This is a genomic window from Prevotella sp. AGR2160 (genome assembly GCF_000424185.1).
Lineage (GTDB): Bacteria > Bacteroidota > Bacteroidia > Bacteroidales > Bacteroidaceae > Prevotella.
The window spans coordinates 49,267-69,515 of sequence record NZ_AUJK01000016.1 but is presented as its reverse complement, the minus strand read 5'-3'; the positions used below and the strand labels follow the sequence as shown (position 1 = coordinate 69,515).

General features: G+C 54.8%; 14 protein-coding genes and 1 pseudogene. 8 read left to right on the top strand and 7 right to left on the bottom strand.

All coding sequences use genetic code 11. The features are described 5' to 3' along the window. From G604_RS0109815 to dapF, 5 genes and pseudogenes are all read right to left on the bottom strand, one after another. A pseudogene (locus tag G604_RS0109815) lies at positions 1-235 on the bottom strand (DDE transposase); the annotation flags it as partial. A gap of 257 nt (positions 236-492) precedes the next feature. Continuing rightward, positions 493-2,682, bottom strand: a complete 2,190-nt coding sequence (locus G604_RS0109810; protein ID WP_028910408.1) for a glutamine synthetase III — start codon at positions 2,680-2,682, stop codon at positions 493-495. A 171-nt stretch (positions 2,683-2,853) separates the two neighbouring features. Then, on the bottom strand, positions 2,854-3,597 hold the full coding sequence (locus G604_RS0109805; RefSeq protein WP_036905275.1) for a hypothetical protein: 744 nt from the start codon (positions 3,595-3,597) through the stop codon (positions 2,854-2,856). 57 nt (positions 3,598-3,654) lie between these two features. After that, positions 3,655-4,884, bottom strand: coding sequence for an LL-diaminopimelate aminotransferase (locus G604_RS0109800; protein ID WP_028910406.1), 1,230 nt, complete (start codon positions 4,882-4,884; stop codon positions 3,655-3,657). 34 nt (positions 4,885-4,918) lie between these two features. Continuing rightward, entirely contained in the window at positions 4,919-5,773 is an 855-nt protein-coding gene (gene dapF / locus G604_RS0109795; RefSeq protein WP_028910405.1) for a diaminopimelate epimerase, read from the bottom strand. Between the two features lie 339 nt (positions 5,774-6,112). Between dapF and G604_RS0109790 the strand changes: the two genes are divergently transcribed. The 3 genes from G604_RS0109790 (at position 6,113) to asnB (ending at position 9,664) form a co-directional block, all read left to right on the top strand. Beyond that, positions 6,113-6,469 carry a P-II family nitrogen regulator gene (locus G604_RS0109790; RefSeq protein ID WP_028910404.1) on the top strand — a complete coding sequence of 119 codons (357 nt, stop codon included), beginning with the start codon at positions 6,113-6,115 and terminating at the stop codon, positions 6,467-6,469. Positions 6,470-6,500: 31 nt separating this feature from the next. Then, a complete protein-coding gene (locus tag G604_RS0109785) occupies positions 6,501-7,766 on the top strand; it encodes an ammonium transporter (RefSeq protein WP_028910403.1) in 1,266 nt (421 codons plus the stop codon). Between the two features lie 209 nt (positions 7,767-7,975). Continuing rightward, positions 7,976-9,664, top strand: coding sequence for an asparagine synthase B (gene asnB, locus G604_RS0109780; RefSeq protein WP_028910402.1), 1,689 nt, complete (start codon positions 7,976-7,978; stop codon positions 9,662-9,664). A gap of 121 nt (positions 9,665-9,785) precedes the next feature. Here asnB and G604_RS0109775 read toward each other — a convergent pair whose 3' ends face one another. Together G604_RS0109775 and G604_RS0109770 are read right to left on the bottom strand one after the other, a co-directional pair. After that, positions 9,786-10,790, bottom strand: a complete 1,005-nt coding sequence (locus G604_RS0109775; protein ID WP_028910401.1) for a 2-oxoacid:ferredoxin oxidoreductase subunit beta — start codon at positions 10,788-10,790, stop codon at positions 9,786-9,788. Positions 10,791-10,797: 7 nt separating this feature from the next. Next, a complete protein-coding gene (locus G604_RS0109770; protein ID WP_028910400.1) occupies positions 10,798-12,681 on the bottom strand; it encodes a 2-oxoacid:acceptor oxidoreductase subunit alpha in 1,884 nt (627 codons plus the stop codon). Between the two features lie 242 nt (positions 12,682-12,923). On the opposite strand from G604_RS0109770, the gene pckA reads away from it, so the two are divergent. The 5 genes from pckA to G604_RS0109745 all read left to right on the top strand — a co-directional run bounded on the left by pckA (position 12,924) and on the right by G604_RS0109745 (position 20,215). Beyond that, entirely contained in the window at positions 12,924-14,540 is a 1,617-nt protein-coding gene (gene pckA, locus G604_RS0109765) for a phosphoenolpyruvate carboxykinase (ATP) (protein WP_028910399.1), read from the top strand. Positions 14,541-14,695: 155 nt separating this feature from the next. Further along, positions 14,696-16,045, top strand: coding sequence for a DUF6242 domain-containing protein (locus G604_RS0109760; RefSeq protein ID WP_028910398.1), 1,350 nt, complete (start codon positions 14,696-14,698; stop codon positions 16,043-16,045). A 13-nt stretch (positions 16,046-16,058) separates the two neighbouring features. Then, the gene (locus tag G604_RS0109755; protein ID WP_028910397.1) at positions 16,059-16,763 is read left to right on the top strand and encodes a DUF6089 family protein; all 705 of its coding nucleotides are present in this window, start codon (positions 16,059-16,061) and stop codon (positions 16,761-16,763) included. Between the two features lie 3 nt (positions 16,764-16,766). Beyond that, positions 16,767-17,558, top strand: coding sequence for an isoprenyl transferase (locus G604_RS14130; RefSeq protein WP_051220350.1), 792 nt, complete (start codon positions 16,767-16,769; stop codon positions 17,556-17,558). A 14-nt stretch (positions 17,559-17,572) separates the two neighbouring features. Continuing rightward, positions 17,573-20,215, top strand: a complete 2,643-nt coding sequence (locus G604_RS0109745; protein ID WP_028910396.1) for an outer membrane protein assembly factor — start codon at positions 17,573-17,575, stop codon at positions 20,213-20,215. Positions 20,216-20,249: the final 34 nt, after the last annotated feature.

The following is a 20,249-nucleotide window of genomic DNA, read 5'->3' as shown; positions in this document are numbered from 1 at the left end:
CAGGGAAGTCGTATATCATCCTCTCTTCACCGAAGCCGTTTGACTTGACGCCATCAAAGCCCTCTGGACGATTGTCCTTCTCATCAAGATATATGTGAAGCTCGGTCTTGTAAAGCTTCCCGTGATCTTTGGCTGGCTGCTCGTTGAAGTCCACCACGTCAAAGTAGTTAGTCACGCCCTCGGGGAGGATATATATCGCTAAACCTTTGTAGAAGTCTATCTTTTCTTGTTCCATGACCGCAAAGGTAAGCAAAAAAAATAGTTTTAGCACGCTATCATATCAAGTTCTTTGGTTAGGCAGCGGCATCCGCCTGCCACGGACAATCCCCCTTGGGCCGAAATAGTATATGATGAAAGCACAAAAAAACGGGGCTTGATCTCACGATCACACCCCGCCGCAAACTTAACAACCAATAAAAGAAATAGATTGTCAATTTCTTTTGTTGACCGGACCCCGCGTGGCACCGCGAGGCCCGGCTTTTTTTGTCTTTATTATCTGATGAAGAGTAACTCTCTGTATTTCGGCAGCGTCCAGAGCTCATCGGCGACGACGAGCTCGAGCTTGTCGATCTGATAGCGGATCTTGTCCATCCAGGGCTCTACGGTGTCATGATAGGCGATGGCCTTCTCATGCTCATCGGTGATCTTGTTGGCAACCTTACGGCTGTTGACGAGATCCTCAACACCCTTCTCGATGGTCTCCGTGCGCTCGGCGATCTCCTTGATGATCTTGATGTTACGGTCGCTGAGCTTCTTGGCCTCGTCCTTGCCGAAGATGTCCATCATGTTCTGGACGTTCTTAGCCAGCTGACTCTGGTAGTGGGTAGCCACGGGGATGATATGGTTCATGCTCAGGTCACCCATCACACGGGCCTCGATCTGGATCTTCTTGGTGTAGGTCTCCCATTTCACCTCGTTGCGGGCAGCAAGCTCGTTCTCCTTCATCACGCCCATATCCTCGAACATCTTGATACTGTCCTTGTCGAGGTAGCGCTCGAAGATCTTCGGACAGCTCTTCTCGCAGTCGAGGCCGCGCTTGGCAGCTTCCTCGACCCACTCGTCGCTGTAGCCGTTGCCATCGAAGTGGACGGGAGCAGAGGTCTTGATATCCTCACGGACGACGTCGAGGATGGCGCTGTTCTTTTCCTCACCCTTGGCGATGAGAGCGTCAACACGCTTCTTGAAGTTGGTCAGAGCCTCTGCCACGGCGGTGTTCAGCACGATCATGGCGCTGGCGCAGTTAGCCTCGGAGCCGACGGCACGGAACTCAAAGCGGTTGCCGGTGAAGGCGAAAGGAGACGTACGGTTACGGTCGGTATTGTCGAGCATGATCTCCGGAATCTCGGGGATGTCGAGGTCGACGCCCTTCTTGCCCTCGAGCTTGAAGAGATCGTTCTTGTCAGCTTTCTCAATATGGTCGAGCAGATCACTGAGCTGCTTGCCGAGGAAGGAGGAGATGATTGCGGGAGGTGCCTCGTTGGCGCCAAGACGATGGGCGTTGGTGGCACTCATGATGGAGGCCTTCAGCAGACCGTTATGCTTGTAGACAGCCATCAGCGTCTCGACGATGAAGACGACGAAGCGCAGGTTGTCTTCCGGTGTCTTGCCGGGGCCGTGGAGGAGTACGCCGGTGTCGGTGCTCAGACTCCAGTTGTTGTGCTTACCGGAGCCGTTGATGCCGTCGAACGGTTTCTCGTGGAGGAGCACCTGGAAGCCATGCTTGCGGGCGACCTTCTTCATGAGGCTCATGAGCAGCATGTTGTGATCCACGGCAAGGTTAGTTTCTTCGAAGATAGGAGCGAGCTCAAACTGGTTAGGAGCCACCTCGTTGTGGCGTGTCTTGCAAGGAATACCGAGCTCGAGGGCCTGGATCTCAAGATCCTTCATGAAGGCCTGTACACGCTCGGGGATGGTACCGAAGTAATGGTCGTCCATCTGCTGGTTCTTGGCACTGTCGTGACCCATCAGCGTGCGGCCGGTGAGCACGAGGTCGGGACGGGCGGCGTAGAGGTCGCTGTCGACGAGGAAGTATTCCTGTTCCCAACCGAGGTTGCTCTGCACCTTCTTCACGTCGGGATAGAAGTAATGGCAAACATCGGTAGCAGCGACGTTGACGGCGTGGAGGGCGCGCAGCAGCGGTGCCTTGTAGTCGAGGGCCTCACCCGTATAGGAGATGAAGATCGTCGGGATGCAGAGGGTGTCATCCATGATGAAAACCGGAGAAGTAGGATCCCAGGCACTGTAGCCACGGGCCTCGAAGGTGTTGCGGATACCGCCGGAGGGGAAGGAGGAGGCATCAGGCTCCTGCTGGACGAGCAGCTTGCCGGAGAACTCCTCAATCATGCCGCCCTTGCCGTCATGCTCGATGAAGGCATCGTGCTTCTCTGCCGTGCCCTCGGTCAGCGGCTGGAACCAGTGGGTGTAATGGGTTACGCCATTCTCGTCGGCCCACTGTTTCATGCCCTTGGCGACCTCGTCGGCGATGGAGCGGTCGAGGCGTGCGCCATTGTCGATGACATCAATGAGCTTCTCATAGACATCGGCAGGAAGATACTTGTACATCTTCTGGCGGTTGAACACTTTTTTACCGAAATACTCCGATGGTCTTTCCACGGGAGCAATCACTTCTACTGGTCTCTTCTTTGAGGCTGAAGCTACGGCGTCAAATCTTAAGTTTGCCATGTTTTCTTTCTGTTTATTTTTTATTGGGTTTTGATTCTTATGATTGGATTTGCAGGGGCCGTCCCTAGTGGCGGCCCGATGCCGGAACGGCATTCACGTATGGGAAAATTCCCGGTTCGATTCGGCGTTCCGCCGACGGGCCGCCACAAGGGACGGCCCCTGCAAAGGATATTACGGGTGCAAGGTCAGTCCGAAGACGAAGTAGGCCTTCTGGGTTGACGGGTTGGTCATGATCTGGGCGAAGACAGGGATGTCGAAAGATTTCGTCACCTGGATGTCCTTCGTGGCCTTCAGGGCGATGTTGGTCACGGCGAAACCATTGGCATCAGCATAGAAGCTCGTGCGGTAAGGCACGGCGCCGACGGTGGCTGTCCAGTCGCAGGTGGCGAAGCGGAACGGTACGTTAGCCTCCATATAGGAAGAATAAGCGCGCTTGCCGCTCTTGTTGACGCCGTCGTTGCCGGCGAAGTTCGTGTACCACTTCAAAGCCACAGGACCGAAGTCGTAACCGACATAGCCTTCGAAGACATGCGTGGTGCTATGAGCATTGTAATGGAAATAGCGTGCGTCGGAGACGGGTTCACCGTCCCATGTTGTGCCCTTGTTGAACCAGTAGTCGGTGACACCGACGCTGAAGGCCTTGTAGGTGTAGTCGAGGGTGAGGTCGAACTCCTTCGTGTCTTCGTTGTCGGAGAGTCCGACATTGCCCCATGCGGTCAGTGAGAGACCCTTGTAGCCGACACCGAGCGTAGGCTGAACGGAGACATCACCGAGATCCTGGCCACGCCAGACATACTGGCTGACGAGATCCACACCAAGCGTTGCCTCAGGCTTGTCCTGGGCCATTGTACTGGTGGCAGCGGCCATCGCTACGACGGCGAGCATGCCCATTCTCATCAAATTTCTCATAAGCATAAGCATTTTGTGTTGTGTTGTTTTATCAATGCGTGGCCGCAACAGGGCGGCCACCTGCTATTTCAGCCATTTACCGATACGGTCGAGCGCTTCCTCGCAGTCCTCTCGGTTGCCGAAACTCGTGAGTCGGATGTAGCCCTCACCGCTGGGTCCGAAGCCGACACCCGGGGTGCAAACCACGGAGGCTCCGTAGAGCATTTCCTCGAAGAACTTCCAGCTCTCCTTCTCGCCCGGCGTCTTCACCCACAGATAGGGGGCGTTCTCACCGCCGTAGACCTGGAGGCCGAGTTGCGTGAGCTTTTCGCGCATGAGCTTGGCGTTGGTCATATAATATTTTATCGTCTCCTTCACTTGCTCCTTGCCTTCCGGCGTATAGGTAGCTTCGGCAGCACGCTGGCTGATGTAGCTCGTGCCGTTGAACTTCGTGCTCTGACGGCGGTCCCAGAGGTGATTCAGGGCGACGCGCTCACCGGTGAGGGTGGCGGCGGTCAGCTCTTTCGGGACGATGGTGTAGCCACAACGGACACCGGTGAAGCCGGCCGTCTTGGAATAGCTGTGGAACTCGATGGCGCATTTCCGGGCCCCGCGGATCTCGTAGATGGAGTGGGGGATGTCGGGATCCTGAATGTAAGCCTCATAGGCGGCATCGTAGAAGATGATGGAGTCGTTGTGCAGGGCGTAGTTCACCCATTTGCGGAGCTCCTCTTTCGACAGCACGGTGCCCGTGGGGTTGTTGGGGTAGCAGAGGTAGATCATGTCGACGCGGTGGTCGGGGATCTGCGGGATGAAGTGGTTCTCTGCCGTACATGGCATGTAAGTGACATTGCTCCAGTGGCCTTCCTTGAAGTCTCCCGTACGGCCGATCATCGCGTTGGAGTCGATGTATACGGGATAGATCGGGTCGGTGACGGCGACGCTGTTGTCCCAGCGCAGCAGTTCCTGGATGTTACCCGTATCGCTCTTCGCACCATCATTGACGAAGACCTCGTTGGGATCGAGGTGGATGCCGCGCGGCAGGAAGTCGTTGCGGATGATGGCTTCACGGAGGAAGTCGTAGCCGCGCTCGGGACCATAGCCGCGGAAGGTGGCTTTCTGCGACATCTCGTCAACGGCCTTGTGCATGGCCTCGATGACTGCCGGTGCCAACGGCTGCGTGACGTCGCCGATACCGAGACTGATGACGCGCTCCTTCGGGTGGCCCACCTGGTAGGCATTTACTTTCTTGGCGATGTCCGCGAACAGGTAGTTGTTGGACAACTTTAAAAAATGATCATTTACTAGTGCCATATTTTCGTTTCCTTTCTATTGGTTGGTTTGCTTCTTATTCTTCTATCTCCCCGTCGAAGACAAAGGCGGCAGGACCGGTCATGTAGACGTGGTTGTCGTTGGCGTTCCATTCGATGTGGAGCGTGCCGCCGTCCATGAGGATGTCCACGTTGCGGGAAGTCAGGCCGCGGAGGGCGGCAGCGACTGCTGTTGCGCAGGCTCCCGTTCCACATGCCATCGTGATACCACTGCCGCGCTCCCAGACGCGTGTGCGGAGCTGGTCTTTCCCCACTACCTGCGCGAACTCGATGTTGCAGCGCTGTGGGAAGGCGGCATGGTGCTCGAGGGCCTTGCCCTCTTTCTCTATCTCAATCTCTCTTACATCTCTTACGAAATTCACGAAGTGGGGGTTGCCCATGCTGACGAAGACGCCCTCCTTGTCGGCCAACTGCGGACGGAGACTGTCGTCGGGGCCGATAACCGTGGCACCCGTGTACTGCTCCGGTACTTGGAGGCGGGGCTCCAGCATGTCGACGGTGACGCTCCTGACTTTGTTGTCATCACCCACGTGGAGCTTGAGGATCTTCACGCCGGAGAGGGTCTCCAGGCGGATCGTTGTCTTCATCGTCATACCTTTCTCATAAAGGTACTTACCGATGCAGCGACTGGCATTGCCACACATCATGGCTTCCGAGCCGTCGGCGTTATAGATATGCATGGAGTAATCAGCAGTCTCGGAATCCGTTGGACGGCCGATCAAGACAAGACCATCACTGCCGATACCGAAATGGGGCGCACTCCATTTGACGGCGGCGGCCGCCGGATCGTCAATCCTATATAATAAGGTGTTGACGTAGATGTAATCATTTCCGGCACCCTGCATCTTAGTGAAGGCTATCTTTTTTGCCATTTGCTATCTATTTTATTGGTTTTACTTTCTTTAATTATCCTTTCGCTTGCAAATTTACGACGTTTTGTTGGCTCTTGCAAGAGTTTTGCCCCACTTTTATTCTTCTTTTTCTTTCAAAGTGTGAAACTGTAAGCCTGCGATTGCTGGATCCTTACACTTTTGATAGTTTTCTAGGCGATATTTCTACAATAAGTAACTTGATATTTTTTTGTACTAACAAAGTGAGTTGTTTGTTTGTGTTGTTTTGTCAAAATGTTGTACTTTTGCAGCAGAAAGTTTACAAAACGAAAGAAATAGATCGTTTCTTAGTATGTTTAATCTAAAAAGAGAGGTAGAAAGATGAAAAAGATTGAAGCTATCATCCGAAAGACCAAATTCGAGGACGTCAAGGAAGCCCTTTTGGCTGCCGACATCGAATGGTTCTCCTACTACGACGTGAGAGGAGAGGGCAAGATGCGCCAGGCTCGTATCTATCGTGGCGTAATGTATGACACCAGCAGTATCGAGCGCGTGCTGATGAATATTGTCGTTCGCGACAAGAATGTGGAGAAGACGGTCGCTGCCATCCAGCATGCTGCCCAGACCGGTGAGATCGGTGATGGACGTATCTTCATCATCCCTGTGGACGACACGATCCGTATCCGTACTGGTGAGCGCGGTGATATTGCTCTTTACAACGCAGAGCAAGAGAAATAGAGAAGGGTAACAACACAAAAAACACAAGATTATGACAACACAAGATTTAGGTATTTCTATAGATACTGTGTGGATGCTCCTTGCGGCCACACTCGTTTTCTGGATGCAACCGGGCTTTGCGCTTTGTGAGGCCGGTTTTACGCGTAGTAAGAACACGACCAACATCCTGTTTAAGAACTTTGTCGACTTCATGATCGGTTCCGTACTGTTCTGGTTCGTCGGTTTCGGCTTCATGTTCGGCTCTGACGGCCAGGGATTCATCGGCGCGCCTAACTGGGGTGACCTGAGCTTCTATCATAACGCCGCCGGCCTGCCGACAGAGGGTTTCCTGATGTTTGAGACCGTCTTCTGCGCTACTTCCGCCACCATCGTCTCCGGTGCCATGGCTGAGCGTACGAAGTTCAACATGTATTGTGTTTACAGTTTCGTCATCTCTCTCCTTATCTATCCTGTGGAAGGTCACTGGACATGGGGTGGCGGCTGGTTGATGAACAGCGATGCTGCCAGCTTCATGATGACGACCTTCGGACATACGTTCCATGACTTCGCCGGTAGCGCCATCGTTCACTCTGTTGGTGGTGTCCTTGCTCTCATCGGTGCCATCGTTCTTGGTCCCCGTCTCGGTAAGTACGACAAGAACGGCAAGAGCCGTGCTATCCCCGGTCACAGCCTGACGATCGCTTCCCTCGGTGTGTTCATCCTCTGGATGGGCTGGTTCGGATTCAACCCGGGCTCTCAGCTCGCTGCCAGTGGTGAGGCTAACCGCGAGGCCATCAGCCACGTCTTCATGACCACCAACCTTGCTGCCGTCGCTGCCGGTCTGGCTACGATGTTCACCAGTTGGATCAAATATGGCAAGCCGTCATTCTCTCTGACCCTGAACGGTATCCTTGCAGGTCTTGTTGGTATCACCGCCGGATGTGATGCTGTCAGCGATGTCGGTGCTCTCTGTATCGGTGTCATCTGCGGTGTCATCCTTCCGTTCTCCATCGAGTTCATCGACAAGAAACTCCACATCGATGATCCTGTCGGTGCCAGCAGTGTCCACGGTGTATGTGGTATCACCGGTACGCTTCTGACCGCTTTCTTCAGCACCTCTGAGGGTTGCCTCTACGGCCATGGCTTCGGATTCCTCGGCGCTCAGTGCCTCGGTATCATCTGCATTGACGCTTGGGCTGCTATCTGCGGTATCATTCTCTTCGTCACCATCAAGAAGACTGTCGGCCTCCGTGTTGACAAGCGTATTGAGGAAGAGGGTCTCGATATCTACGAGCACGGCGAGAGCTGCTACAACTAAAAAATTCATGCCTCACCTCATCCCCTCCCCGCATAGGGAGGGGGCAACAAATGCGAGAAACGCCCCGTACGCGCCTCGCTTTGGCGTTCATAAACATCACCCGTTCTGCCGCCTGGAATGGCGTGCCGTCGGGTGCTTGCGCTTTGCAAGCGCAAGGAATCAAAGAATATAAAACTTAACGTATAACCGATAAAAAAAAAGAAAGAATTATGTGTGGAATCGCTTGTATTTTCAACATTGAGGCGCAGACCGATGAGTTGCGACAGAAAGCCCTGCGCATGAGTGCCAAGATCCGCCACCGTGGACCCGACTGGAGCGGCATCTACTGTGGGGGCAGTGCCATTCTGGCCCATGAGCGTCTGAGTATCGTTGACCCAGAGTCCGGCAAGCAGCCGCTCTTCTCCGCCGACAAGAAACAGGTGCTCGCTGTCAACGGTGAGATCTACAATCATCTCGACATCCGTCACTCCTTCCCCGACTATCCTTATCAGACGGGCAGTGACTGTGAAGTGATCCTCTCCCTCTACCGCGACATGAAAGCCCGCGGCCCCATCGACGACAAGGCTATCACCGCCATGCTCGAGCGTCTCAGCGGCATCTTCGCCTTCGCCCTCTACGATGCGGAGAGCGACAGCTTCCTCATCGCCCGCGACCCCATCGGCGTTATTCCACTCTATATCGGTTATGATCTTGACGGCAAGGTGTATGTTGCCAGTGAGCTCAAAGCACTTGAGGGACAGTGCGATCATTACGAGCCCTTCCTCCCGGGGCACTACTACTGGAGCCGTACGCCGGGTCAGAAAAAATACTATGTACGAGATTGGATGTCCGCTCCCGTCTGCACGCCTGCCTCTTACGAGGAGAGCGTGGAGGCCGTGAAGCAAGGACTCACTGATGCCGTGAAAAGACAGTTGATGAGCGATGTTCCCTATGGCGTCCTGCTATCCGGTGGACTCGACTCATCAGTCATTTCTGCTGTAGCTGAGAAATATTCTCAGCATCGTGTTGAGGACGGCGGGAGTACCCAGGCGTGGTGGCCCCGTCTCCATTCTTTCGCTGTTGGTCTCAAGGGTGCCCCTGACTTGGCCAAGGCCAAGCTCGTTGCCGATCATATCGGTACCGTGCACCATGAGATCAACTATACCATTCAGGAGGGCCTCGATGCCATCCGTGACGTGATTTATTTCATTGAGACTTACGACGTGACCACCGTCCGCGCCTCTACCCCGATGTATCTCCTGGCTCGTGTCATCAAGTCGATGGGTATCAAGATGGTGCTCAGCGGTGAGGGTGCCGACGAGATCTTCGGCGGTTACCTCTATTTCCATAAGGCGCCGACGGCTCAGGCTTTCCACGAGGAAACTGTCCGTAAGCTCTCTAAACTCTACCTCTACGACTGTCTCCGCGCCAACAAGAGTTTGGCAGCGTGGGGCGTGGAGGGCCGTGTGCCCTTCCTCGACAAGGAGTTCCTCGACGTTGCCATGCGCCTCGATCCGAAATATAAGATGTGTCCGGGCAAGACCATTGAAAAGAAAGTCGTCCGTGACGCCTTCTCCGACTTGCTACCCGAGCAGGTGGCCTGGCGGCAGAAGGAGCAGTTCTCCGATGGTGTCGGCTACAGTTGGATCGATACGTTGAAGGAGATCACGGCCTCCGCCGTCAGCGACGAGCAAATGGCTCATGCCGCCGAGCGCTTCCCCATCAACCCGCCGCGCAACAAGGAGGAGTATTACTACCGCAGCATCTTCGCCGAGCATTTCCCCAGCGACAGTGCTGCCAAGAGTGTGCCCTCTGTGCCGAGCGTCGCCTGCTCCACCGCTGAGGCCCTCGCCTGGGACGAGAGTTTCAAGAACATGAACGAGCCCAGCGGCCGTGCCGTCAAAGACATCCACGAATAAATGGCGCCTTGAATGGCGTGCCGTCGGGTGCTTGCGCTTTGCAAGCGCAAGGAAGCAAAAAAGCCCTGCCACTACTGGCAGGGCTTTCTTATGTAACAACGTTACGACGTAACATACCTCATTATTTCTGTTCCCAGATGACATTCGTCTCCAGGAGCTCCTCGAACGTGTGTGGTTTGTCCAGCGCTTCCTGTTCGGCGATTTGCTCGTTGACACACGCATCGTAGGTCGGCGCCGCCATGTCGCGGATAACGCCGAGGGCAACGGGAAATCCTTGACTGCTGTCCATCATCGCCAACTTCAGCTGCAGCGTGTTGTCCTCACAATGGGCGTCATGTACGAGGATATCGTCGAGAGTGATACCGTTCTCACCAATCTTCACGACTTTCAGGCCGAAGCCTTCCTGCACAAGACCATACTCATGATGGGGTCCGAAGACCAGCGGTTTCCCATGCTCCACATAGATGGCGTTCGTCTTCCGACCCTCGGAGGTATAGATCGGTTCGTAAGCCCCATTGTTGAAGATCATGCAGTTCTGCAGAATCTCGCACACGCTGGCGCCCTTATGACGGGCCGCCGCCTTCAGGATATCCACGGTATGACTGCCGTCGGAGGCTACGGCACGGGCGAAGAAACGGCCGCGGGCACCGAAACAAAGTTCGGCGGGACGGAAGGGATCTTCCACGGTGCCGAAAGGCGACGACTTCGAAATGAAGCCTCGTGGCGAGGTCGGCGAGTACTGACCCTTCGTCAGTCCGTAGATGCGGTTGTTGAGGAGCACCATGTTCAGGTCGATATTCCGTCGCATGGCATGGATGAAGTGGTCACCGCCGATGGCCAGGCCGTCGCCGTCGCCACTGATCTGCCACACCGTGAGGTCGGGGCGCGCCACCTTCAGGCCCGTCGCCACGGCAGCGGCACGGCCGTGGATCGTCTGCATGGCGTAGGTGTGCATATAATAGGACAAGCGGCCAGAGCAGCCGATACCGCTAATGACGGCAGTCTTCGACGGAGCGATGCCAAGTTCTGCCATGGCCTGAAGCAGTGAGGCCAAGAAGGCGTGGTCGCCGCAGCCCGGACACCAGCGCGGCTGTCCGGTCTTGAAATCTTTCGGAGTATATTGCATAGGACTTTTATTTTAAAATTTTCTTGGCGGCCTCGACGATGCCCTCGATGGGCAGAGGTCGTCCTTCCACCTTATTATATTGTAGCGGCGCGAAACCGTCGATGTTCATGCGCAGCCAGGCGGCGAGCTGCCCGAGGTTCTGCTCGCAGATCATCACCTTCGGATAATGGCTGACGATGTCGGCGACATTCTCCGGCAACGGGTTGATATACTTCAGATGCATCAGCGCCACGCGGTAACCCTCGGCACAGAGCGTCTGCATGGCCGTATAGAGTTGACCGTACTGTCCTCCGAAACCCACGAGAAGGAGATCAGCGTCGGGATATTCGCCGTCGCCGACAAGATCATTCGGCATACAGGTGACGACACGCTGGCGCGGCACCGGAATCCTGGCCACCTTCTCACGGCGCAACCGGCACATGAGATCGTGGTTCTCGGGATTGTTGCTGATGGCACCCGTCAGGTTGTCTTTCTCCAGTCCCCCGAGGATATGCTCGAAGCCCGGCTCACCCGGTAGCGCCTGATAGCGGGCCAGCGTCACGGGATCGCGGCGGTAGGGACTGTACTGATGGCGCATGGCCTCGGGAGCGAGATGAGGCCGGATGACGGCGAGGTCTTTCATCTGCGGCAGCCGCCACGCTCCGGAGCCGTTGGCGATATAGCCGTCGCTGAGAAGGACCACGGGGGTCACATGCTCCAGCGCTGTCTTACAGGCCCAGTAGGCAGCATCGAAGCAGTCGGTGGGTGATGTCGGGGCGATGACTGGCATCGGACTCTCGCCGTTGCGGCCGAAGAGTACCTGTAGCAGGTCCGTCTGTTCCCCTTTCGTCGGCAAGCCCGTGGAAGGACCGCCACGCTGCACGTCGATGATGACCAGCGGCAGCTCATCCATGACGGCGAGGTTCATAGCCTCACTCTTCAGACAGATGCCCGGGCCCGACGTGGATGTCACGGCGAGGGCACCGCCGAAGGCCGCGCCGATGGCGGAGGCACAGGCGGCGATTTCGTCCTCGGCCTGCACGGTGATGACGCCCATGCTCTTGTGCTTGGCGAGTTCGATGAGGATATCCGATGCCGGCGTGATGGGATAGGAGCCGAGATAGAGTTTCAGCCCCGCTTTCTCCGCTGCCGCCATGAGACCGTAGGCCGTTGCCTTGTTGCCCGTGATATCCATGTAGCGTCCCGGATGGTGCTTGACGGTATCGATGCGGTAAGTGGCGGGCACGGAGGCGTGGGTGTTACTGCCGAAGCGGTAACCGTTCTCGAAGACCTCGATATTGTTCCCCGCCACTTCCGGATGCCGGGCGAACTTCTGCCGCAGGAAGTTGGCCACGAGATGTCGGTCACGCTGGAAGAGCCAGCAGACGATGCCCAGGGCGAACATGTTACGTGTTTTCAGCACCTGTTTCCGTGGCGTCGTCTTGGCGAAGTCCATGGCGAGGATCATCTTCGTCATCGGACAGGCCACGACACAGTCGGTGTCGATGCCAAGTTCGCCGAGATAGTCATCGGTCTTGAACTCCGCCTTCTTTAGGTCCGCGGGACCGAAGTTGTCGGTGTCGATGATGATGGTGGCCTGCGGCTTGCAGTATTTGAGCTGCGTCTTCAGCGCCGCGGCATTCATGGCCACGAGGACGTCACATTTGTCGCCGGGGGTTAGGGCGTTGTCGATGTCGTCGCTGATATGTACTTGTGCGGCACTGACGCCCGTGAGCGATCCTTGCGGGGCGCGGATGTCGGCGGGATAGTCGGGGAGGGTGGAGATGCCGTTTCCGACGATGGCGGAGACGGTGGAGAAGATGTTGCCGGCCAGTTGCATGCCATCGCCGGAATCGCCGGAGAAGCGTACGACAACGTCGTCCAGGTGTTTGGTATGATTCTCTTCTGTCATAATGAGAGTGGTTAGGTCTTGTTCGTATATTTCTTGCAAAAATAATACATTCATTTCGCTTTTGCAAAGTCTAATTGACAAATATCAAGTGCCCTGTAAATATTTTAAATAATTTAACCTAAAAACCGAAACCAATAAGATTTTTTGTAAATTCTGAATTTGCGTTTCTCTTTCTTTTTTGCTAACTTTGCGGTCGGTTTAAGAGTAAAGAATACATTCACAACTTAAATACATTTTATAAAATGGCAAAGTTTGACAAATCAGTTTTAGCAAGCTACGGAATCCAGACAGGTACTGCTGAGGTTCTGTACAATCCTTCTTACGAGGTGCTGTTCAATGAAGAGACCAAGGAAGGTCTTACGGGCTTCGACAAGTGCCAGGAGACAGAGCTTGGTGCCGTCAACTGTATGACCGGTATCTACACGGGCCGTTCTCCTAAGGATAAGTTCATCGTTGACGATGAGACTTCTCACGACACCGTATGGTGGGACTCTGAGGAGTATCACAACGACAACCACCGCGCAAGCAAGGAAGCTTGGAAGGCTGTGAAGAAGATCGCTCAGGAAGAGCTCTCCAACAAGAAGCTGTATGTCGTTGATGGTTTCTGCGGCACACACCGTGACACCCGCATGAAGGTCCGCTTCATCGTGGAGGTCGCTTGGCAGGCTCACTTCGTGACGAACATGTTCATCCGTCCGAAGACTGAGGCTGACTTCGAGCAGGAGCCTGACTTCATCGTTTACAACGCATCCAAGGCAAAGGTTGAGAACTGGAAAGAGCTCGGCCTCCACTCTGAGACCGCTGTTGTCTTCAACGTTACCTCTAAGGAGCAGGTCATCATCAACACATGGTATGGTGGTGAGATGAAGAAGGGTATGTTCTCTATGCAGAACTACTTCCTCCCGCTGCGTGGCATCGCTTCCATGCACTGCTCTGCCAACACCGATATGAACGGTGAGAACACCGCTATCTTCTTCGGTCTCTCCGGTACCGGTAAGACCACGCTGTCTACCGATCCTAAGCGTAAGCTGATCGGTGATGATGAGCACGGATGGGATGACAAGGGTGTCTTCAACCTCGAGGGTGGCTGCTATGCAAAGGTCATCAACCTCGACAAGGAGGCTGAGCCCGACATCTACGGCGCTATCACGCGTGACGCCCTCCTGGAGAACGTCACTGTTGACAAAGACGGTAAGGTAGACTTCGCTGATAAGAGCGTTACGGAGAATACCCGTGTTTCTTATCCTATCTACCACATCAAGAACATCCAGCGTCCGGAGAGCCAGGGTCCCGCTGCTAAGCAGGTGATCTTCCTCAGCGCTGATGCCTTCGGTGTACTGCCTCCTGTTTCTATCCTGAACGCTGAGCAGACGAAGTACTACTTCCTCTCTGGTTTCACCGCTAAGCTGGCTGGTACTGAGCGCGGCATCACTGAGCCGACTCCGACCTTCTCCGCTTGCTTCGGCCAGGCATTCCTCGAGCTGCATCCTACCAAGTATGCTGAGGAGCTCGTCCGTCACATGGAGAAGAGTGGTGCTAAGGCTTACCTCGTGAACACAGGTTGGAACGGTACCGGCAAGCGTATCTCTATCCGTGATACCCGTGGTATCATCGACCGTATCCTCGACCACGAGATCGACAAGGCTCCTACGAAGACCATTCCTTACTTCAACTTCGTCGTTCCTACAGAGCTCGAAGGTGTGAACAAGGACATCCTGGATCCTCGCGACACTTACAAGGACGCTTCTGAGTGGGATGCTAAGGCTAAGGACCTCGCTGCTCGCTTCATCAAGAACTTCAAGAAGTATGAGGGCAATGAGGCTGGTAAGGCTCTCGTTGCTGCTGGTCCCCAGCTCTAATCGTTAAGATTATATCAAAACGAACATAATTGGCCCGGTGAGTTGATGCTCACCGGGCCTTTTTGTATTAAATTTGCGTAATAAAAAGGGCGGATAGCGTGTTTTTTGAATAATAATCTGTAAATTTGCACACAAAAACCATTCTGTAAGTAATCATGCATAAGAAGATTATATTGCTCGCAACGCTGTTGTCTGTCGTTCTCGCCCTCTCCTCCTGTCTGGGAAATGACGATGAGGATACGACGACCTATTCCGACGACACGGCAATTACGGCTTTTAGTATCTCCACATACAAATATCTTGCACATACCACTTCCTCTACGGGAGCGGACAGCACCTATACGACGACGGCTTCCGGTACGAAGTATAAATTCGTCATCGACCAGGCGCAGGGCTTGATCTACAACCCCGACTCTCTGCCTTATGGTACTGATCCCTCGAAACTTCTCATCTCTGTGACCAATGAGGCCAGTGGCGTCACCGCCTATCTGCCCCTCGATGCCGACGGTAACGAGCGTGCGGAGGTCCTCGACAGTATGCGGGCCTATAGCAGCAGCGATACCATCAGCTTCGCCAAGCCCCGTCACCTCTTCGCCTTCAATATCCTCCGTACCGCCTACAGGAAGTATCTCGTGAAGGTCAATGTCCATCGGCAGGACTCCGCCGCCTATCAGACCGTGAAGGTCGCCACCGTGGAGACGTTCAAGACACTCAAGGGCATGAAGGCCTTCGCCTGGGACGACAAGATGGTCGTCACCGGTACCCACGGCTCCGACCTCTGCTTCTTCACCACCGACAAGAACGACGGCACGACGTGGAAGGAGATCATCCCGACATCACCCGCCAACGCCACTTTCTCCTCCGACGCGTGGAAGCGTGTCGTCGCCACCGATGATGCCGTCTATCTCTATGACAACGGACAGATCTACGCCTCCACAGACCTGAAGACGTGGACGGCCAGCAACATGCTCCTCAGCAACCTGGCTACCGACGGCACGACAACTGACTCGCTGCCAACGACGAATGCCAACCTCGCCCTCATCCCCTCGACGACGAATGCCGACATGACCATTGCCGTCCTCACGGGAATGGCCGACGGACATTTCGTCAGCTGGTATGGCTATTATCAAGCCAACCGTCCCTTTGAACTCGTCTACGGACAGCCCCGCGCTTACAAGACCAACAGTGGCGGCACCCTCTCCCAGCAAATGTATTTCCCCGGCACTGTCAGCGCTACGGCTTACGGCTCCGACCTTGAGGCCCTCTGTCGGAAAGAGAATGCCGACGGAACGATTTCCACGACACTCCTCACCTCGAAAGATAAGGGTATCACGTGGCAGACGGATCTTAACGCGTCATGCCCCATCACCCTCTCCTCCGTCTACGGCTTCGCCGGTGACAGCAGCAACTGGCTGTGGTTCATTGACGCCGAGAGCGGACAGATCGTGAAATACCGTCAGAATTATCGCGGCTGGACGATTGAGAATAAGGATTTTACGGAATAAGGAGTTTGGCGGTATGAGAAAACTCGCTATACTGCTCAGTTGTCTCTTCGCAGTCCTCGTCGTGCAGGCACAGGATGAGCCGGAATACCGCATGGAGATCGGTGCCGGTGTCGGCGCCATGACCTATCAGGGCGATTTCTCCGGTAGTCTGGTGAAAAATGTGCAGCCCGCCGCCGGTCTCGTCTGGCGCTATCTCTTCAATCCCCGCAACGCCCTCCGTGTGCAGGGGACCTATGGCAAGTTGAAAGGCAACAGTGATAATTCCGAGACATGGTATCCCGATTATACGGGAACTGATGTCACGCAGCGTGCCCATTACGATTTCACGTCCACAGTGGTCGATGTCAGTGTGGTTTACGAATATAATTTCCTGCCCTATGGCACGGGACGCGACTATTTCCGGGCCAAGCGCTTCACGCCGTTTGTCTTCATCGGACTCGGCGCCACCAATGCCAAACCCAGCAACGGCGACAGCAACATGTCGCTGAGCTTCCCCTTCGGACTCGGCATCAAATATAAGATGGGCACAAGAGCGAACCTCAGCGTCGCCTGGGGCATGCACTTCACCACCGGCGACCAGCTCGACGGCGTGAAAGATCCCTACGGCATCACGAGTTCGGGACTCTTCAAGAATACCGACTCCTTCTCGCTGCTCATGGTCTCGCTGACCTACAGCTTCAAGGCCAAGTGCCGCACGTGTAATAATGATCATTTCTAACGTATGAATATACCCCAGCATATCGCCATCATCATGGATGGTAACGGACGATGGGCCCAAGAGCGCGGCAAGGACCGCTCCTACGGCCATCAGGCAGGCGTCGACACCGTCAGACGCATCACTGCGGAGTGCGCACGCCTGGGCGTGAAATATCTCACCCTCTATACTTTCTCTACGGAGAACTGGAACCGGCCGGAGACGGAGATCCATGCCCTCATGGGCCTCGTGCTGGCCAATCTCGAGGATGAGATCTTCATGAAGCACGATGTACGCTTCCGCGTCATCGGAGATATCGGCCGCCTGCCGCAGGTCGTTCAGGATAAGTTGCAGGAGACGATAAAGCATACGAAGAACAATACGAAGATGACGATGGTCGTCGCTCTGAGCTATTCCTCCCGCTGGGAGATCACGAAGGCCTGCCGCGACATCGTCCGGGAGGCGCTGGAGAAGAATGAGAGCCATCCGATCTCTGCCGCCGACCTCGACACCCTCATCACCGAGCAGACGGTCAGCGACCATCTCGAGACGAAGTTTATGCCCGACCCCGATCTCCTCATCCGTACGGGCGGGGAGCTGCGCATCAGCAATTATCTCCTGTGGCAGATCGCTTATACCGAACTGTATTTCTGTGATACTTACTGGCCCGACTTCTCGGAGGAGGACCTCCACAAGGCCATCGAGAGTTACCAGCACCGTCAGCGCCGCTACGGCAAGACGGAGCAGCAGATTGAGAACGAGGAGGGTGGCTCACAGCAGGCCAACGCTCAGAAAGGCTGCGAGCATTCAGACAAATAGGAAAATCAAAGACGATGAACAATATCAATAAGGTGTTAATCTGCCTCGCCGTCGATATGGGCTTCACCATCGGCGCCGTGGCACAAGACAAGATTCTCAATCCCGACATCTCCTATGCCGGCACGCCCCGTGACTGCGTCATCGGAGGAATCAACGTCTCCGGTGTCGAGGGCTATGAGGATTATGTCCTCTCGGGTATCTCCGGGCTCTCCGTGGGACAGCATGTCACGGTGCCGGGAACGGAGATCTCCGACGCCGTGAAGCGCTATTGGCGCCATGGCCTCTTCTCACAGGTGAAGATTGCCGCCGACTCCCTCGTGGGCGACAAGATTTATCTGCATATCTATCTGAAGGTCCGTCCCCGAGTCTCACAGATCAATTATATCGGTCTGAAGAAGAGCGAGCGTGAGGATATGGAGAAGAAGCTCGGTCTGCTCAAAGGCTCCCAGGTGACGCCGAACATGCTTGACCGTGCGAAGATCCTCGCCAAGAAATATTTTGAGGATAAAGGTTTCAAGAATGCTGATATCCAGATTCGTGAGCGGGAGGATGTTGCTGCCAAGAACCAGGTGATTCTCGATATCGATATCGACAAGAAGGAGAAGATGAAGGTCCATCAGATCTTCATCGAGGGCAACGACCATCTGAGCGACGGCCGCATCAAGGGTGGCCTCTTCCGCAAGGGCGCCTTCTCCAAGACGCACGAGGCCGGCAAGCTCTCCACGTTCCTGAAGTCGAAGAAATATACGCCCGAGCGTTGGGAGAAGGATAAGCAGAACCTCATCGACAAATACAACGAGCTCGGTTATCGTGACGCCACGATCCTTGGCGACAGCGTGTGGAACTATGATGACAAGCACGTGGATATCAAGGTGAAGGTCGATGAAGGAAAGAAATACTATATCCGCAATATCACGTGGGTCGGCAACACCGTCTACACCACCGATTATCTCTCTGCCGTCCTGGGTATGAAGAAGGGTGATGTCTACAACCAGAAGCTCCTCCACAAGCGTCTCTCTGAGGATGACGACGCTGTCGGCAACCTCTATTGGAACAACGGTTATCTCTTCTATAACCTCGATCCCGTCGAGGTCAATGTTGTCGGCGACAGTATCGATCTCGAGATGCGTATCTATGAGGGCCAGCAGGCACATATCAACCATGTGCGTATCAATGGTAACGATAAGCTCTACGATAATGTCATCCGACGTGAGCTCCGTACGAAGCCCGGTGATCTCTTCTCGAAGGATGCCCTCCAGCGTTCCGCCCGTGAGCTCGCTTCCATGGGTCACTTCGATCCCGAGAAAGTTAATCCCGATGTGAAGCCGAACTACGAGGATGGTACCGTGGATATTAACTGGGATTTGGTGCAGAAGAGCAACGACCAGGTAGAGCTCTCCCTCGGTTGGGGACAGACGGGTGTCATCGCCCGCGTCGGCTTGAAGCTGAACAACTTCTCCATGCGAAACCTGTTCAACAAGAACAAGGAGCACCGTGGCATCATGCCGATCGGTGACGGTGAGGTCTTGAGCATCGGCGCGCAGACCAATGGTACTTACTATCAGAGCTACAACATCAACTATTCCACCAACTGGTTTGGCGGCAAGCGTCCTATCCAGTTCAATGTCGGCGCTTACTACAGTAAGCAGACGGATGTGTCGAGTACCTATTATAACTCTGCCTACATGCAGAACTATTATAGTTATATGTATGGTTACGGCAGCAGCTATTACGGCAACAGTTACGAGAACTATTACGATCCCGACAAGTATATCCAGATGTTCGGTGTGAGCATCGGCTGGGGTAAGCGTCTGCGTTGGCCCGATGATTACTTCACGCTGAGCCTGCAGCTCGCTTACCAGCGTTATATGCTGCGCAACTGGAGCTACTTCCTGATGACGAACGGTAATGCCAACAACATTAACTTCAACATCACGCTGAGTCGTAACTCCACGGATAACCAACTCTTCCCGCGTCGTGGCTCCGAGTTCACGGCCAGCGTGACGCTCACGCCGCCATGGAGCAAGTTCGACGGCAAGGATTATTCCAAGCTTGCCCTCAACAGCCGGAGCGCCACCTATGAGGCAGAGATGCAGGAGAAATACCGCTGGGTGGAGTATCACAAATGGAAGTTCAAAGCCCGCACGTTCACGGCCCTCACCAGTGGCCAGAAGTGCTTCGTCTTGATGACGCGTGTCGAACTCGGCTTGTTGGGTGACTACAACAAGTATAAGAAGAGTCCGTTTGAGACCTTCTATGTCGGTGGTGACGGTATGAGCGGCTATTCCTCCGGTTACAGTGAGGAGACGATCGGTCTGCGTGGTTACGACAACGGTAGCGTCAGCTACTCACCCACGACGGGTTATTACGCTTACGCCTACGACCGCTTCACCTTGGAGTTGCGCTATCCGTTCCTCCTCGGCAATACGACGATCTATGGTCTCGCCTTCCTCGAGGGTGGTAATGCGTGGTACGACACGAAGAACTTCAACCCCTTCAGCATGAAACGTTCCGCCGGTCTCGGCGTGCGTATCTATCTGCCGATGGTCGGCTTGATGGGTATCGACTGGGGCTACGGATTCGACAAGGTATGGAATGGTACGAGCTACAGCAAGGGCGGCAGCCAGTTCCACTTCATCCTGGGACAGGAATTCTAATTATGTACCTACTATATAATAAGGTGTAGAATTT

Bases quoted from the DNA above. Each gene is read 5' to 3' on its own strand.
- G604_RS0109810 (WP_028910408.1), bottom strand. From the start codon at position 2,682: ATGGCAAACTTAAGATTTGACGCCGTAGCTTCAGCCTCAAAGAAGAGA.
- G604_RS0109805 (WP_036905275.1), bottom strand. From the start codon at position 3,597: ATGCTTATGAGAAATTTGATGAGAATGGGCATGCTCGCCGTCGTAGCG.
- G604_RS0109800 (WP_028910406.1), bottom strand. From the start codon at position 4,884: ATGGCACTAGTAAATGATCATTTTTTAAAGTTGTCCAACAACTACCTG.
- dapF (WP_028910405.1), bottom strand. From the start codon at position 5,773: ATGGCAAAAAAGATAGCCTTCACTAAGATGCAGGGTGCCGGAAATGAT.
- G604_RS0109790 (WP_028910404.1), top strand. From the start codon at position 6,113: ATGAAAAAGATTGAAGCTATCATCCGAAAGACCAAATTCGAGGACGTC.
- G604_RS0109785 (WP_028910403.1), top strand. From the start codon at position 6,501: ATGACAACACAAGATTTAGGTATTTCTATAGATACTGTGTGGATGCTC.
- asnB (WP_028910402.1), top strand. From the start codon at position 7,976: ATGTGTGGAATCGCTTGTATTTTCAACATTGAGGCGCAGACCGATGAG.
- G604_RS0109775 (WP_028910401.1), bottom strand. From the start codon at position 10,790: ATGCAATATACTCCGAAAGATTTCAAGACCGGACAGCCGCGCTGGTGT.
- G604_RS0109770 (WP_028910400.1), bottom strand. From the start codon at position 12,681: ATGACAGAAGAGAATCATACCAAACACCTGGACGACGTTGTCGTACGC.
- pckA (WP_028910399.1), top strand. From the start codon at position 12,924: ATGGCAAAGTTTGACAAATCAGTTTTAGCAAGCTACGGAATCCAGACA.
- G604_RS0109760 (WP_028910398.1), top strand. From the start codon at position 14,696: ATGCATAAGAAGATTATATTGCTCGCAACGCTGTTGTCTGTCGTTCTC.
- G604_RS0109755 (WP_028910397.1), top strand. From the start codon at position 16,059: ATGAGAAAACTCGCTATACTGCTCAGTTGTCTCTTCGCAGTCCTCGTC.
- G604_RS14130 (WP_051220350.1), top strand. From the start codon at position 16,767: ATGAATATACCCCAGCATATCGCCATCATCATGGATGGTAACGGACGA.
- G604_RS0109745 (WP_028910396.1), top strand. From the start codon at position 17,573: ATGAACAATATCAATAAGGTGTTAATCTGCCTCGCCGTCGATATGGGC.